Source organism: Catenovulum agarivorans DS-2, from assembly GCF_000568405.1.
Classification (GTDB): Bacteria; Pseudomonadota; Gammaproteobacteria; order Enterobacterales; family Alteromonadaceae; genus Catenovulum; species Catenovulum agarivorans_A.
This window is the reverse complement of the sequence record NZ_ARZY01000013.1, coordinates 86,815-101,938: the sequence shown is the minus strand read 5'-3', so window position 1 is coordinate 101,938 and position 15,124 is coordinate 86,815. Positions and strand designations below refer to the sequence as shown.

12 protein-coding genes and 1 tRNA gene are annotated in these 15,124 nt (G+C 39.9%); 7 read left to right on the top strand and 6 right to left on the bottom strand.

The window, feature by feature from the left end:
• The first annotated feature begins 262 nt into the window (after positions 1 to 262).
• Positions 263 to 724 carry an RNA recognition motif domain-containing protein gene (locus tag DS2_RS08800; protein WP_035014355.1) on the top strand — a complete coding sequence of 154 codons (462 nt, stop codon included), beginning with the start codon at positions 263 to 265 and terminating at the stop codon, positions 722 to 724.
• 22 nt (positions 725 to 746) lie between these two features.
• Here the strand turns inward: DS2_RS08800 and DS2_RS08795 are convergent, their stop codons facing one another.
• Positions 747 to 2,003 carry a DUF5610 domain-containing protein gene (locus DS2_RS08795; RefSeq protein ID WP_035014354.1) on the bottom strand — a complete coding sequence of 419 codons (1,257 nt, stop codon included), beginning with the start codon at positions 2,001 to 2,003 and terminating at the stop codon, positions 747 to 749.
• 156 nt (positions 2,004 to 2,159) lie between these two features.
• On the opposite strand from DS2_RS08795, the gene trmA reads away from it, so the two are divergent.
• Positions 2,160 to 3,257: a tRNA (uridine(54)-C5)-methyltransferase TrmA gene (gene trmA, locus DS2_RS08790; protein ID WP_035014352.1), complete on the top strand. Its 1,098-nt coding sequence runs from the start codon at positions 2,160 to 2,162 to the stop codon at positions 3,255 to 3,257.
• On the opposite strand, the gene fabR is transcribed toward trmA, so the two are convergent.
• Positions 3,254 to 3,871 carry an HTH-type transcriptional repressor FabR gene (gene fabR / locus DS2_RS08785; protein WP_035014351.1) on the bottom strand — a complete coding sequence of 206 codons (618 nt, stop codon included), beginning with the start codon at positions 3,869 to 3,871 and terminating at the stop codon, positions 3,254 to 3,256. The genes trmA and fabR overlap by 4 nt on opposite strands.
• A 169-nt stretch (positions 3,872 to 4,040) precedes the next feature.
• Here fabR and DS2_RS08780 point away from each other — a divergent pair, with 169 nt between their 5' ends.
• The 4 genes from DS2_RS08780 to DS2_RS08765 all read left to right on the top strand — a co-directional run bounded on the left by DS2_RS08780 (position 4,041) and on the right by DS2_RS08765 (position 11,441).
• Positions 4,041 to 5,162 (top strand): fatty acid desaturase, encoded by a 1,122-nt coding sequence (locus tag DS2_RS08780; RefSeq protein WP_035014350.1) that lies wholly within the window; start codon positions 4,041 to 4,043, stop codon positions 5,160 to 5,162.
• A 198-nt stretch (positions 5,163 to 5,360) separates the two neighbouring features.
• Positions 5,361 to 6,788 carry a Si-specific NAD(P)(+) transhydrogenase gene (sthA, locus tag DS2_RS08775; RefSeq protein WP_035014349.1) on the top strand — a complete coding sequence of 476 codons (1,428 nt, stop codon included), beginning with the start codon at positions 5,361 to 5,363 and terminating at the stop codon, positions 6,786 to 6,788.
• 119 nt (positions 6,789 to 6,907) lie between these two features.
• Positions 6,908 to 8,929 (top strand): EAL domain-containing protein, encoded by a 2,022-nt coding sequence (locus DS2_RS08770; RefSeq protein WP_035014348.1) that lies wholly within the window; start codon positions 6,908 to 6,910, stop codon positions 8,927 to 8,929.
• Entirely contained in the window at positions 8,916 to 11,441 is a 2,526-nt protein-coding gene (locus DS2_RS08765; protein ID WP_035014347.1) for a chemotaxis protein CheB, read from the top strand. The genes DS2_RS08770 and DS2_RS08765 overlap by 14 nt, the downstream gene beginning before the upstream one ends.
• Before the next feature lie 61 nt (positions 11,442 to 11,502).
• Here the strand turns inward: DS2_RS08765 and DS2_RS08760 are convergent, their stop codons facing one another.
• Both DS2_RS08760 and DS2_RS08755 read right to left on the bottom strand, forming a co-directional pair.
• Entirely contained in the window at positions 11,503 to 12,135 is a 633-nt protein-coding gene (locus DS2_RS08760) for an RpiB/LacA/LacB family sugar-phosphate isomerase (RefSeq protein ID WP_035014345.1), read from the bottom strand.
• Between the two features lie 127 nt (positions 12,136 to 12,262).
• Complete coding sequence (locus tag DS2_RS08755; RefSeq protein WP_051479746.1) at positions 12,263 to 12,997, bottom strand: FadR/GntR family transcriptional regulator; 735 nt, start codon at positions 12,995 to 12,997, stop codon at positions 12,263 to 12,265.
• Between the two features lie 153 nt (positions 12,998 to 13,150).
• Here DS2_RS08755 and DS2_RS08750 point away from each other — a divergent pair, with 153 nt between their 5' ends.
• Positions 13,151 to 14,104 carry an AEC family transporter gene (locus DS2_RS08750; protein WP_051479745.1) on the top strand — a complete coding sequence of 318 codons (954 nt, stop codon included), beginning with the start codon at positions 13,151 to 13,153 and terminating at the stop codon, positions 14,102 to 14,104.
• Between the two features lie 22 nt (positions 14,105 to 14,126).
• Here the strand turns inward: DS2_RS08750 and DS2_RS08745 are convergent, their stop codons facing one another.
• Together DS2_RS08745 and DS2_RS08740 are read right to left on the bottom strand one after the other, a co-directional pair.
• Entirely contained in the window at positions 14,127 to 14,843 is a 717-nt protein-coding gene (locus DS2_RS08745; RefSeq protein WP_235188569.1) for a sulfite exporter TauE/SafE family protein, read from the bottom strand.
• 119 nt (positions 14,844 to 14,962) lie between these two features.
• Positions 14,963 to 15,039: transfer RNA gene (locus tag DS2_RS08740), tRNA-Arg, on the bottom strand.
• Positions 15,040 to 15,124 lie beyond the last annotated feature (85 nt).

Here is a 15,124-nt window from a genome sequence, read left to right as displayed (position 1 = left end):
CGCTGCGTTGTGGGGGCGCATTATAGGGAGAAAAGAAGTGCCGTCAACGCTTTTTCTTAAGTTTTTTCAAATAAAGTTTCGTTCGCTCATAATTCATACTAATGAGCCCAAATTTACTCCATGCATTGACTTTTTTTTAACCTTTTTTCTATTTAGGAGTACAAAAGTCAAAACAAACAGGTTAATTTATAGCGTGCATACTTATATGTATTTTATTTCTAATGATAACAATCTTTAATTTTTAGATTTTTTTGAGGTTTTTATGTCAAACGTTGTAATCAAGCAAGCTTTGGTTATTGTTGTGCTTGCGCTAGTCAGTTTTTTTATCGTGCCTGCTTTATCGATAAACATAGAAGCTAACATTGCGCTTGCTTTGGGTGTTATTGTTGGTGGTGCTACTGTTATTTTCCTGACACCTGCTTCTGCAACTGAAGCTCAGTCTACCAACGAGCCGTCTAAAACACTTTACGTAGGTAACTTACCTTATAGAGCAAATGAAGCTGCAGTCCGAGAATTATTTGCCCAACATGGTGACGTTAGGTCTGTTCGTCTAATGCGTGACCGCAATACTGGTAAAAGAAAAGGTTTTGGTTTTGTTGAAATAAACGAATCTTGTGCTGATAAAGCAATCAACGCTTTAAACGACCAAGAGTTCCAACAACGTACGTTGAAGGTTCGTGAAGCGAAAGACAAAACCCAGCAAGACAACGACAGTAACGCATAAGTTGCTGCCGCCTATTCCAGGTTTATTCATTTTTGTCTTCATCCCCGCTATTAAGCAATTGTTGATTAAAGTGATTAAACCTGTTTACTGCTTCAAGCAATTCATTTCCTTCCAATTGAAACTGATTACTGAGCACTTGACTAACTAGGTGAGCTACTTCTTGTTGGTCCTGCAACTGCGCTCTGCCTTGGGCAACTAGATCTTTAAGCTGCTCAACGTATTCTTGTATTGGCTGTTTCACACTATTTGGCAGTTTGTCGCTGCTATTTTCTGTGTACATTTGATACGCAACCGTCGATTGACTGACCCTTTTGTTGAGATCTAGCGCAAAATCACTGATTTCATCTTTATCAAAACCAAGCTTTAGCGCTTGCTCATAAGCAGCTTCGACATCACCGTTAAAAAACTCATCAGCAACAGAGCCGACGTTTTTTACTAGATCTGATATTGCAGCTAGCTCATCTTCATCCAACTCACCCTCTACCGAAAAATGTAAGCTTTCTTGTGAATATTTGCTGGATAATGAATAGAAACCTTCTTGACTTTGTTGCTCAGACTCAACTCGGTTGGCTTGAACTATATTGATCTGCTCTCTTAGGGCAGAAAAGTCAATTACAACACGATCACCATCTTTAGTGGTTAACTCTAATTTGGTTGAATTAGATTGAGTTACCTGTGTTTGCAGCCCAGCCTCACTGACTGTGTTAGCTTGGTTAACATCATTAATTCGATTATAGATATCATCTAAGCCTCGGTTAATCAGGCTGTGTGCTTGTTTAATACCATTTGCTAAATCGTCGTCCTGCTCGTCAGACACACCAAGCATTTTCTTTGCTTCAGAAACACCTTTCGCAACACCTTTACGTGCTTGAGATAACATTTCATTTAGCTGCTCAGATTCCGCACCTGATTCCTGCGCGGATGTAATCACGCCATCGACAAATTTTAAGACATTATTGGCGACCGCTTCAAAATCAAATAACTTGTCATTACGAGCTTTAATATCTTCAAACGAAGTTGGCTGCGATTGTAACTGTTCCGTTGAACGTTTCTGCCAAATCTGTAATTGTTGACTGAAATTCTGCTGTAATATAGATAAACCGAGTTTACTTGTTGATTGCTGACTAATATGAGCTTGATCTTCAACTGGGTTATTCTGTACATTCGCTTGCGCATTATTTCCAGTTGATTCTGGCTGTAACGACCTAGCTGAAGCCGATTGATTACGACTAGTTGGCAAAGTTTTCTCTGTTTGATTAGTAATATTTGATATGTCCATACCGCCACCACATAATTTTTTGCTTATAAGCTATATCGGCCATGTTTGAATATATTTTAGTCAAAATCATCTTTTTTGAAAAATACTCCTTGCTACTACTGAAAATCGAGCCAATTAAAGTAAAATACGCTTTTTATTTCAGCGTGAAGTGCCTATATGCGAGTCAATCAGATCGATCCTAACCAATACGGTAAATTGTTAAGTGATAAAGTGCAGCATACCTTAACTTATTTTGCTGGGATTGAAGTCCCTAAGCCAAGTGTTGTCGAGTCCGTTAAACAAAACTATAGACTACGCGCTGAATTTCGAGTTTGGCATCAAGACGAAGATAGCTTCTACATAATGTTTGATCCGGAAACTAAAGAAAAGTACCGAGTTGATTATTATCTACCTGGCAGCGAACTATTAAATAAGTTAATGCAAGCCGTCCGCCAAGCATTTTTAGTAAACCCAGAATTGCGTTACAAACTTTACCAAGTTGATTTTTTAACTTCACTTAGCGGCGAAGCGCTAGTTAGCTTAATTTATCACAAGCCTTTAGACGACAGATGGCAAAACGAAGCAAAAATTTTAAAGCAACAGTTAAATGAAATTACCAAAGTCAACCTGATCGGCAGAGCTCGAAAAACAAAAATATTGCTCGACCAAGACTATATCATCGAAACTTTTGATGTGAATGGTCAACAGCTCAGTTATAAGCAAATCGAAAATAGCTTTACTCAACCAAATGGATTTATTAATCAAAAAATGTTGGAGTGGGCTGCAAATATTAGCCACCAGCTAAATGGAGACTTATTGGAACTCTACTGCGGCAATGGCAATTTTAGCTTAGCTTTGGCCTGCAAATTTAATCGAGTGCTTGCAACTGAAATTGCCCGAAGTTCAGTAAAAGCGGCACAATTCAATATCAGTTTAAACAACATAGATAATGTCGTCATAGGTCAATCTTCAGCTGAAGATTTTAGCGCAGCATACTTTGAAGGGAAATCCGTCAAATCGCTTAAAGATATCAAATTATCTGACTATCAGTTTTCAACTATCTTAGTTGACCCTCCCAGAGCTGGTTTAGATAGAGATACTGAACAACTGGTCAGTAAATTCGACAACATACTTTATATATCTTGTAACCCAGAAACGCTTGCCAACAATATTCGAGCAATCCAATCGACTCATCAAGTGCAAGACATATGTTTATTTGATCAGTTTCCGTACACCCACCATATAGAATCAGCAGTATGGTTGACCAAACGCTAATGATGTGGGTTTAGCCGCTTTAACTCATGTTTGGCACCACTAACAATTAGTCTGAGCTGAGCGACCAAGCGCTCAGCAACAGCCTGTTGTTGGCTAATGGACATATCAATTACCTCCGCTCCAGCATGAAAGACTAACTTAACCATTGCATCGGCTTGAGTGATTGCAAATACATGCTCACAATTTTGCGACTTGCTGATGTAATCCGCTAACTCTGCAATAAAATGGTCGACCTCTCGAGAAATTGCGGCTCTGAATTCTTCAGATGTGCCACTATTTGCTTGCAGCAAAATACGAAATGCACCTTCGTTGGTTTGCAAGAATTCCACAAAGGTTTGCACCGAAGTTGTGATCACAGAGCCCTGCGAAGCAATTCGCTTACGAGCTTGGCGCATCAGTTGGCGCAACATAACACCCGCTTCATCAACTAAAGTTAGACCTAACTCGTCTAGATCTTTAAAGTGTCGATAAAATGAAGTCGGCGCAATTCCGGCCTGTCGCGACACTTCTCGCAAACTAAGCTGAGTAAAGCTTTTTTGAGCGGACAGCTGTTCAAACGCTGCTTGAATTATCGCTCTGCGAGTTTTTTCTTTTTGTTGAGCTCGAATGCCCATAATACCGCCTCGCAAAAAAATCTAGAGCCTGTTAAATGTATTGCAAGTATACTTAAAAGATCTTTTGTCATAAACAACTTGATCCTGAAGCTGCATACACTAAAATTGAGCTAACACGTGTACGCTAATTTTATTAGTTACATCGGTCGTAATTGAACAAGGCTCAACAATGAACAAAGCTCCTATCGTATGGGTAAATTTACTCATTTTCCTGATCACTGGCTTAATTGCCCTGATCGCAATACCATTAGATATTTATTTTAACGGCCTCAATACCGTACAAATAATCGCGACAATTTTATGTTTAGGCTATTGCGGTATGTCTATCACCGCTGGTTACCATAGACTTTGGTCACATAAAACATACCAAGCACATGCGTTTGTTAGATTTGTTTATGCGATAGGCGGTGCGTTTGCATTGCAAAATAGTATATTACATTGGTGTTCTGACCATAGAAACCATCACAGATTTGTCGATAATAATGACAAAGACCCATATTCAGCAAAACGCGGGTTTTGGCATTCACACATTGGCTGGATGATTCGCGAGTACCAAGGTAAAGAATACAAAAATTACAATAATACAAAAGACTTACAAAAAGACAAAATTGTGATGTGGCAACACAAATATTACCTACCACTGGCGATTGCAACGAACTTTGGCATACCCATTTTACTGGGCTGGTTAAATGGCAATATTTTGGGCATGTTATTATGGGCCGGTGTATTACGCCTGGTACTGAGTCATCATTTTACCTTTTTTATCAATTCACTAGCACATATCTGGGGTTCACAACCATATAGCAAACAACACACCGCAAAAGATAACGCGTTTTTGGCTTTATTGACCTATGGTGAGGGTTATCACAACTTCCATCATACCTTTGAATATGACTACCGCAATGGCATTCGATGGTGGCATTTTGATCCAACTAAATGGTTTATAAAGGCCGCCAGTTACGTGGGTTTAACAAGTAAACTTCGCATAACACCAGAAGAAAGAATTGAAAAAGCGCTCGCAGAAAATCATTTCGAAACGTTAAAACAGCGCTTGTTACACCTGCCTCATAACCACCCATTGGTGAAAAAATTAGAACATGAATATGAAGCTTTGCAGCAAAAGATGAACGACTTCTATTCAGCTCGCAAACGTTTGTTGGAAATAAAACGTAAAAAGCTTGCAAAAGACTACAAGAAAACTGAGCTATACACTCAAGTTCAAGAGCTAAAACTAAAGTTTGAAGAACACAAAAACAAGTTTTTCGACCTAACCATTCCGCAAGCAGCCTAATTTGCAAACCTGAGTTCTGCTGGCAGAACTCAGGTTTCTTTATACCTCTTTTCTATATTTAAGCTTTGTTATAAAGCGCCTTCTATATCCACCATAATAAAAAGACTTTGTTTAATCTGTACTTATAAGCAGAAATGTCATAAGTTTTAATTAAAGTTAACCAAATTATAAAAGCAAATTTTTAGGAACCAACACACCATGGCAAAACAGCAAAAACAAAACGACTCTCAAATTTCATACGACTTTGATGCAATTGTGATAGGAACAGGGCCTGGTGGTGAAGGTGCAGCTATGGGGCTTGCAAAAGCTGGGCAAACAGTTGCAGTTGTAGAACGTCACTCTGCTGTTGGTGGCGGTTGCACGCACTGGGGAACGATTCCATCTAAGGCGCTACGCCAATCTGTCTCTCAATTGATGCAATTTAATAGTAACCCTTTGTTTAGCGAAAGTGGCAGAGATAAACATTTTACCTTCCCGCAAATACTCAAACATGCTGAAGGCGTTATCCGTCAGCAAACTCGCTTACGTGCCAGTTTTTACGATCGAAATCGTGTAAGCCTAATTAAGGGCGAAGCTTCATTTATTGATAAAAATACCATTTGTATTACCCATCAGGACGGTTCTACCCAAGAAATTAAAGCAAAAACAATTGTGATTGCGACTGGTTCAAGACCTTATCGCCCCGCTGATGTTGATTTTAACCATCCGCGCGTTTATGACAGCGATACCATATTGTCACTCAAACATGATCCACGCAGCATCGTTATTTATGGTGCTGGGGTCATTGGCTCAGAGTATGCAAGCATATTTAGAGGGCTTGGAGTAAAAGTAGATTTAATCAACACACGTGATCGCTTACTGGCATTTTTAGACAACGAAGTTTCAGATGCAATTAGTTACCACCTTCGCAATAATGGCACAGTCATTCGTAACGGTGAAGAATACGAGGCTATCTCTGCTTCTAACGATGGTGTTATTTTAAAAACTCAATCTGGCAAACGGTTTAAAGCAGACTGCTTATTATTTGCCAACGGTAGAACGGGTAATACTGACACACTTAATTTGTCTGCTGTCGGGCTAACATCTGATGGTCGCGGTCAAGTGAAAGTAAACGAAAATTATCAAACCGAGGTGGACAACATATACGCTGTTGGTGATGTGATAGGTTATCCTAGCTTAGCTAGTGCAGCATACGACCAAGGGCGAATTGCCGCCAACTTTATAACAAAGTCGGGAATTCAATCTAAACTCATTGCAGATATACCAACTGGTATTTACACCATTCCAGAAATAAGCTCTGTAGGCAAAACTGAGCAAGAACTGACCGCAGCAAAAATTCCATATGAAGTTGGTAAAGCCCAGTTTAAACACCTCGCTCGAGCACAAATTGCCAACTCCACAACGGGTGGGTTAAAAATTCTCTTCCACCCAGATACTAGAGAAATTCTTGGTATACATTGTTTTGGCATCTCAGCTTCTGAAATCATCCATATAGGTCAAGCCATCATGCAGCAAGAAGGTGGCGCAAATACCGTAGACTATTTCGTCAATACAACTTTTAACTACCCAACCATGGCAGAAGCTTACCGAGTGGCAGCGTTAAATGGCTTAAACCGACTTTTTTAAGAAAGGAAAGCAGTACCCAGTACTGCTTTCCACACCCTGAAATGTTTGAGAAGCTGTGAATAAGACTATATTATACTAAGCTTAGATAGGGTTATCATCTCAAGCCATATGAAGGACGTATGAACAAAAAAATATTGCCGCCTGAGTTTAGTTCAACAAACTTTGGTGTCCGCGAAGAGCTTACAAGCTTTTTGATAAATTATATTGAAGGGCAAGGCGGCTTTTATGTTTTGTTTGATTCTCAGGGTTCTGCAGTCCTGAGTAGCAGTAAACTTCCAACAGAGTTAACGCCCAGCATTAGAGAAATTTTAAACTTTAATGCAGTTCATAAAATATTTGGCGATGAGCTTAGCCAGCACAAGTCAGTAGTTATTAGCGGCTACCAAGTTACGCTGAACGAAGTCTACCATCAAGACGAAATGTTTCTAATATTATTGGGCATCCCTGAAACACACGTCCTCAGCGAACTTTACAACGCTTTTCCGATTGGCGTTATGAAAGCCGACCACTTGCTTCATCTAAAGTTTTGCAACACTCATTGCTACGAGTTGTTTGGTTTAAGCAACCAAGAGCTTTACGGTAGAAAGTGGATAAATGCGCTAGATACAGAAAGCAGAGATAAAATCTTTTCATTTTTTTCTGACACATACAACAACCCCACTGGCTTAAGGGTGATTGCAGAAGTCATCACTCCGTTGGGGAAAAAGCGCATCCTGTCGATCGCTATACACGAACAAATAGATTTGGTTGGTAATATCCTCGGTTACCATATCATGCTGCAAGATATCAGCAAAGAATACGCAGAGAGCAACTATTTAAAACATTTGGCAACGCACGATTCTTTAACTCAATTGCTCAATCGCTCATCGTTAATTAGTGAATTAGAAGTCGTCTGCGCTGAACCCCTCATTCAATCTTCGTGTGCCCTACTGTTTATCGATTTAGATAAATTTAAATATATTAACGATACACTTGGCCACCATATTGGCGACGAGCTATTAGTTGTGGTAGCCAAACGTCTATTGAATGTTACACGCACAGATGATTTAGTCGCCAGAATAGGCGGCGACGAGTTTATCGTTTTACTCAAACAGGTTGAAAGTATTGAGATCGCTTATGAACGAACGCAAGCAATCGCGAACAACTTAAACAAGCCTGTAAAAATTGACCAACAACAAATAAATGTGCATCTCAGTATAGGCTTAACCATGGGCCAGGATATCATCGACAGCTTTGTTACCGAAGATGCCCATGCAATGGTAGAACATTGGTTAAATGCGTCGGATTCGGCAATGTACAAAGCAAAAGCCCAAAAGGGCCATCAAATCGTGCTGTATAACCAAGAACTATCAAGTGAACTCAGCCATATTCTTAACATTCAATCAGCAATCGAGAAACTCCTGCAAACGCCACTATTTGAAAGCTATTTTCAACCTATCTTGACCAAAGAGGCTGAGCTTTATTCGCTAGAAGCGCTTTGCCGCTTTAGCTCACCAGCGTTAATGAATTTATCAGAGGCTTTCGGGCATATCAAAGAGCACAAACGCTCTCGAGAAATTTTACAGAGCATTGTTGAGAATAATGTTGCAAGCTACGCACAAATTGTTCAAGCCACACAAGCTGCCCATATTGGGCTAAATTTAAATATTGAATTGCAGCTTTTACACAGTGGTAATTTTAGTCACACCTTCCTGACCGTACTAGCCAAACATGGCGTCAAGGCGACTCAAGTAACAATTGAAATTACCGAACAAGACACCTACTCACATATAGAGGACGTTGTTTTTGACAATCTCAACCTATTGCGGGAGCACGGCGTTAAGATAGCCCTAGATGATTTTGGAACAGGTTATAGTTCAGTAGAGCGATTACTCAAACTCGGCTTTAATCAATTAAAAATCGACAAAATATTTTTATCAGAAAATCTTACGCGACAGCAAAAGAAATCAGCCTTGCAAGCCTCAGCTCAGTTAGGCAAAGCGCTTAATCTACAACTAGTTGTTGAGGGTATAGAAACAGAGGAAGATGCACAGCTTTGCCAAGACAGTGATATAGAACTCTTCCAAGGATATTTCTTTGCTAAGCCCATGCAGTTAAATCAAATAATAGAATACATAGGACAAACAAATGAAAGCGCATAAAAAAACGAATAAACCAAGCCATATCGTTGGCATTGGCGCTTCAGCTGGCGGCTTAGAAGCATTGCAAGCACTTTTTGCCAAAATGCCCAACAACCTAGGGGTCGCTTATGTGGTTGTACAGCATCTATCGTCTGACTTTAAAAGTATGATGGCCGAATTGCTGTCGAAGCACACCGGTATGCCAACTCATCAAGCAGAAGAAGGTGAAGAAGTAAAAGCCAATTCAGTTTACTTGATGCCACCAGGAAAGCTGATGCGTGTTGTAGAAGGCAAAATTTATCTATCAGACTTACCTCCAGACAATAGGGTAAGTTTACCAATCAATGAGTTTTTTCGTTCGTTAGCTGAAGACCAACAAAATCACGCTATTGGTATCCTTCTCTCTGGTACAGGCTCTGACGGCAGCCGAGGTGCACAAGCACTGAAAGAAGTTGGCGCATTAGTGGTTGCACAAAACCCTGATGAAGCCAAATTCGATGGTATGCCGCTGAATGCGATTAACACAGGTGCGGTAGACTTTATTCTCAATACACAGGATATGCCCGAGCAGATTCGGAATTTTATTAATCACCCACTCGTGGTCAACCGTGACAAAGCGTTTAAATATCACCTCTCCGAAAATGAAGAGATTCTAAATAGTATTCTAAACCTAGTACATGAAAAAACTGATCTAGACTTTAAAGCCTATAAAGAGTCAACCGTTGCTCGTCGGATTGAACACCGAATGAGTATAAACAATATAAAATCTTTACCTGAATACTACGACTACCTAATCACGCATAAAAAAGAAATTGAACTAATCAAACAAGACCTATTAATCGGGGTGACGCAATTTTTCAGGGACCAAGAAGTTTGGGATTACTTGTACAAAAAAGTCATCACTCCTATGGTATTGAATCGCAGCAGTGACGACCCAATTCGCGTTTGGTGTGCTGGCTGTTCCACTGGTGAAGAACCTTACACTATCGCGATGTTATTTCGGGCTGCCACCAAAGAGCTTAATGTAGAACGCTCAATAAAAGTATTCGCATCAGACATTGACCAATCTGCAGTTGCCTATGCAGCCAATGGCATTTATCCACCGTCAATTGCCTCTGAAATACCCAGTCACTTGTTCTCAAATAATTTTATCCAAACAGCTGACGGTGGTTATCAGGTATCAAAAGAGTTACGTGGGTTAGTGGTTTTTGCCACCCACAATCTAATTCAAGATCCACCGTTTTCCAATATGGACTTGGTTAGCTGCCGAAATGCACTTATCTACTTGCAAAATCCAGCTCAACAAAAAGCTATGGCGTTTTTCCACTTTGCGATCAAACACGGTGGATATTTACTGCTCGGCACGGCCGAGACAACAGGCAGCTTTAGCAACTACTTTGACGCGTTTGAGGCTAGGCATAGGGTGTACAAAAAGAACAAAGATATTCGAATTCCGATAAGAGCACTCAATAATACCGGGCTAAAAAGCAAAACATATCAGCCGAAATCGCTGCCACAATATATTACGCGTTCGGTAAAAAGCTCAGAGCCGCCGAAAACATTCAAAATTGGTTTTGATGCAATGTTGCAACAGTTTGCACCACCCACTTTGATTTTTAATAAAAAGCTAACTCTGGTGTACAGTTATGGAGATACTTCTCCTTTTACCAAAAAAATTCAACCGGGCCATGTCACCAATGATATTTCGGATATATTGCGCCCAGACATTGTCAGTCAATGTATCTCGGCTTCACACCAAGTCTTGCGAGATGGCGCTAGTGTGCTGTTTGAGAATGTATTTAAAGATGTAGAAGGAAATCAAGAGCGCGCTTGGTCAATCAAGTGCTTTACTTTTAGCGACAATGAACAAGAAGACAATCAATATCTAGCTTTATCGTTTTTGGCCGATAACGTGTTTACCGCGCGAGCTGCCGCCAGCGAATACAATTTAGATCAACAAGTAAAAAATCGTATTGCCGAATTAGATAATTCACTTATCGAATGCCAAAAGCTCTACCGCGAAACACTCGAAGACTTAGATACAACTCGAGAAGAATTGCAATCTAGTAATGAAGAGCTGATGGCTGCAAATGAAGAATTACAGTCTACCAATGAGGAACTACAATCGGTTAATGAAGAGCTTTATACCGTCAATAGTGAATACCAACAAAAAATTGTTGAATTAACCAATATTAACAACGATTTGGAAAACTTACTCAAAGCGACAAAACTAGCGGTGTTATTTTTAGATAAAGACCTGAAAATTCGTCGCTACACGGATGCGGTACGCGACTATCTAAACGTAATTGAGTTTGACCTAGATAGAAAAATATTTGACTTGACGTTTAAATATAGCTTCCCGAACTTAAACCAAGTTATATCTGAGGTAAATTCTCGAGGCAAACCACAAACTAAAACCTTCACAATAGGACCTGAACGCAGAGTTGAAGTGTCAGTGACGCCCTATCAATTAGAAAGTTACAACAATGGCGTGATGGTCTCAATAAGAGAACAAATCGGCAAAGTAGATTAAATAAAAGGGCCACAGCGCCATGATTGGTTGCTGTCGCCCTAACATGCAGATGCTCGAGTGGCTAGATAAAAGATTTTACGAACTCTGCCATTTGTTCGTCTTGGCAATTTGCAAAAAAGCACTCTTGGAAGCGTGGTCCACCAACAGCTTGCTTCACCAGCTCTGGATCTAACGCTTTCAATCCTGTTAAAAAGTCTTTCGACATCGCCAGCTTAACATCGTTTAATATACCCGCATTTTCTACTTGTGAAGCTTTACGCTCTGGTGGGTAACCTTGACCTTTAACACCAGTAAAAGCCTTTTCAAAGATATAGCGCACATTTAATTCAGCGCCCCAACCAAAACCTTTTGCAAATGGTAAAGACAACGCATTACCATTATTAATTTGAGCAAAAAGATACGCATCAGATGGATCAATACAATAACCACAAGTTACACCAGGGTGAGCATTTAATGACATCAGTGCGCCCTGCCCTGTGCCACAACCTGCAATAACAAAATCAACAGCTTTAGAATTTAATAATAAACCAGCCATAATCCCCAAATGAATGTAGGTAAGTCTATGGTCGTTATCACCATCCATACCAACATTATAAACTTGGTGATTAAGCTCAGTGGCTACAGTGTTTAACTCTTGTAAGACAATCGGGTTTTTAGCCGCTTGGCTAAACTCATTCATTAATGCAATTTTCATATTTAGCTCCTAAATTATTTCCACATTAAACATAGTCGTTCAACTTTCATCTAACAAAACCAGCAAGGTTATATGCTTATCTGACAAGTATAAAGAACAATCAGTTAATCATTAAACGACTCAAACCTTATGCTGATTCTCTACCAGAGATCAATTGTTGGTGACGCAAAATACTATTTTCTATATGCGCCTTGCTTGCCGCGCGAGCACCACCTTTATCTTTATGTGTTATCGCACGTAAAATCTGCTCATGCTCTTTTTGGATAAGGGCAACATAATCAACCGATGCTTGAGCACTGCGTTGAGTAATAATTTCTCTTGCAGGTATTACTCCAGCGCCAATATAATCGATAAAACGAACAAAATAATGGTTACTGGATGCTTCGGCTATGGCCTGATGAAAATTAAAATCTTCGGCAACACCATCTCGCCCCTGCTCAATCGCTAGATTGATTTGTTTAAAACAAAACCTTATCTTTTCCAACTGCTCATCAGAGCGCCTAACTGCAGCTAAGCCACACATTTCGACTTCAACCGCCTTGCGCAATTCTAAGATTAGAATTGCTTCATGAATCGATTTAAACTCTTGAGCATCAATCGAAAAGCTTAAACTCGTCGGCTTGTCAGCAACAAAAACACCAACACCTTGCTGACTATATAAGATGCCTTCAGCTTTTAATTGAGCAATAGCTTCTCGTACAACACTTCTGCTAACACCAGCTTGTTGCTCAATAAATTTTGACGATGGCAGTTTACTACCAACAGCATATTGGCCTTGTTTGATCTGTTGGCGTAATAAATCCGCAAGCTCTGTCGTTAAATTGCTAGCTCGACGAATTTTTGCCAACGCTAAGTGGTGCAAAGCAGCTCTCTCGTATCTTTTGTCTGATGAAAGGTAATTCTACAAGTTAGCGCGACTAATAGTCAAAAGTGATACAGCAAATAAATGAACTAAAGTTGCTTTTTATTAATGAACAAACGAAGATCAAATAAAATAATTAACCTAAGTTCTCCCATGGCTGATTTGCTAGCAAATATCCTTTTTACCTTAAATGTCACCTTACCTGTACTTGTTGTGCTTTGTTTAGGTATTTGGCTTAAACGAAGGGGCTTTATTGACCAACACTTTACCGACATAGGTAACAAACTGGTCTTTAATTTAGCGCTCCCTTGTTTACTCTTTGTAAAAATTGCCGATGCGCCAATTACCAAAAACTTTGATTTAACCTATTTAACTTATGCACTGGCTGTGACTATTGGAACTGTGATCAGCTTACAGTGGGTTTGTCGATACTTTTCGCTAAACGTGCAAAAAATAGCGGTATTTGTCCAGTCAAGTTATCGCGGCAACATGGGCATAGTGGGTTTAGCCTTGATATTTAACATATATGCAGATAATTCGGATGCACTTGCGGTTGCTGCTGTCTATCTGGGCTTTATGACCTTGGTTTACAATATTGTTGCGGTATTTATCCTACAAACCGACAGCAAAGCATTCAGCTGGGCAAGACTCAAAAGCCTGATGATGAATCCGCTTATTCTATCTATCTTTTTTGCCACTGTATGGTCTGTACTAAATATCCCGTTATTTTCAGTTGTAAAACAAACCGGTAATTACTTTGCTAGCCTCAGCCTGCCGCTCGCCCTGATTTGTATTGGTGGCAGTTTGAAACTAGCCAGTTTAAAAGAAAATAAACAGTGGGTGATGTGGGCTTGTGTAGTCAAGCTTGTCGCAATGCCTGCAGCCGCGGTACTTGGCGCAATGGCATTCGCTTTTACCGCAGAGCAAATTACCTTGTTATTTATCTATATGAGTACACCTACTGCCGCTGCAAGTTATGTAATGGCAAAACAAATGACCAATCAAGCTCAATTAGCGGCTGAGGTCATAGCAATTACCACCTTGTTAAGTACCGTCAGTATATCAATTGGCATATTTTCACTCAAAACAGCGGGCTATATTGTTTAATTGGTAGCGCCCGCCTGTTAGCTTAAAAGTATTTAAAAAACAAAAATAAACTTGATAGTGTACTCATCAGCAAAATCCCCAAGCGAACTTGCTGTGCGGGTATTCGATTAACGATTAATTTAGATGAGTAAAATCCAACTATCACACCCGGTAATGTCGCGGCTGAAAGCTTGATTTCAGCCCAGCCGAATTTACCAATTAGGAATAACGCCACAAGTGCAATAATGCTAGAGGCAATAAAGAATACCGACATATTGGCGCGGATGACCTGCGGCGGCAAATTTTGCCACAACAGCGCAATTGGTGGCCCACCGATTGCAGTGATGGTCCCAGAAAGCGCAGAGAAAAAACCAGCTGTCGTGCTAGATGAAACGTTAATGGGCAATTTCACTTTGAGCACAGACAAACTAATTAATACCAGTAACATTGATGAGAATACCAAAGCAAAAGTTCGCTCTTCCACCCCAGCTAAAACGCTAGCCGCTGTTGCAGTACCCACAAGCGCACCAACAATGGGCCATTTGAGTATATTTGAGTCGATATAATTTTTATTGTCCGTTGCAATAATCAAACACAAAAATATCGAATTAAATATCATAGGTGCAGGAATCATGCTTGGCATTACCATAAAAACCAGCGGTACGCTCAAGATACCCAGCCCATAACCGATAATGCCTTGCACAAATGCACCGACAAACAAAAATAAATTAACCAGTAATATTTCGATCAAGATAGACACTCAACTACGCATTTATATGCAAGAATACCATATCTAGCTTGGCTAGATGGTAGTAATAAAATTGATACCTCATATAAAGGTAACGCGATATTGATAAGAAAAACTAAGTAGAAGATAAATGGCGCGCCTGGAGAGATTCGAACTCCCGACCAAGTGGTTCGAAGCCACCTACTCTATCCAGCTGAGCTACAGACGCGCAATGCAGACTTGTGATTCTAGCTATCTAAATAAAAACTGCCAGTAATTTTTTCAACTTAGCGTTCAACTGGATATTTTTTATC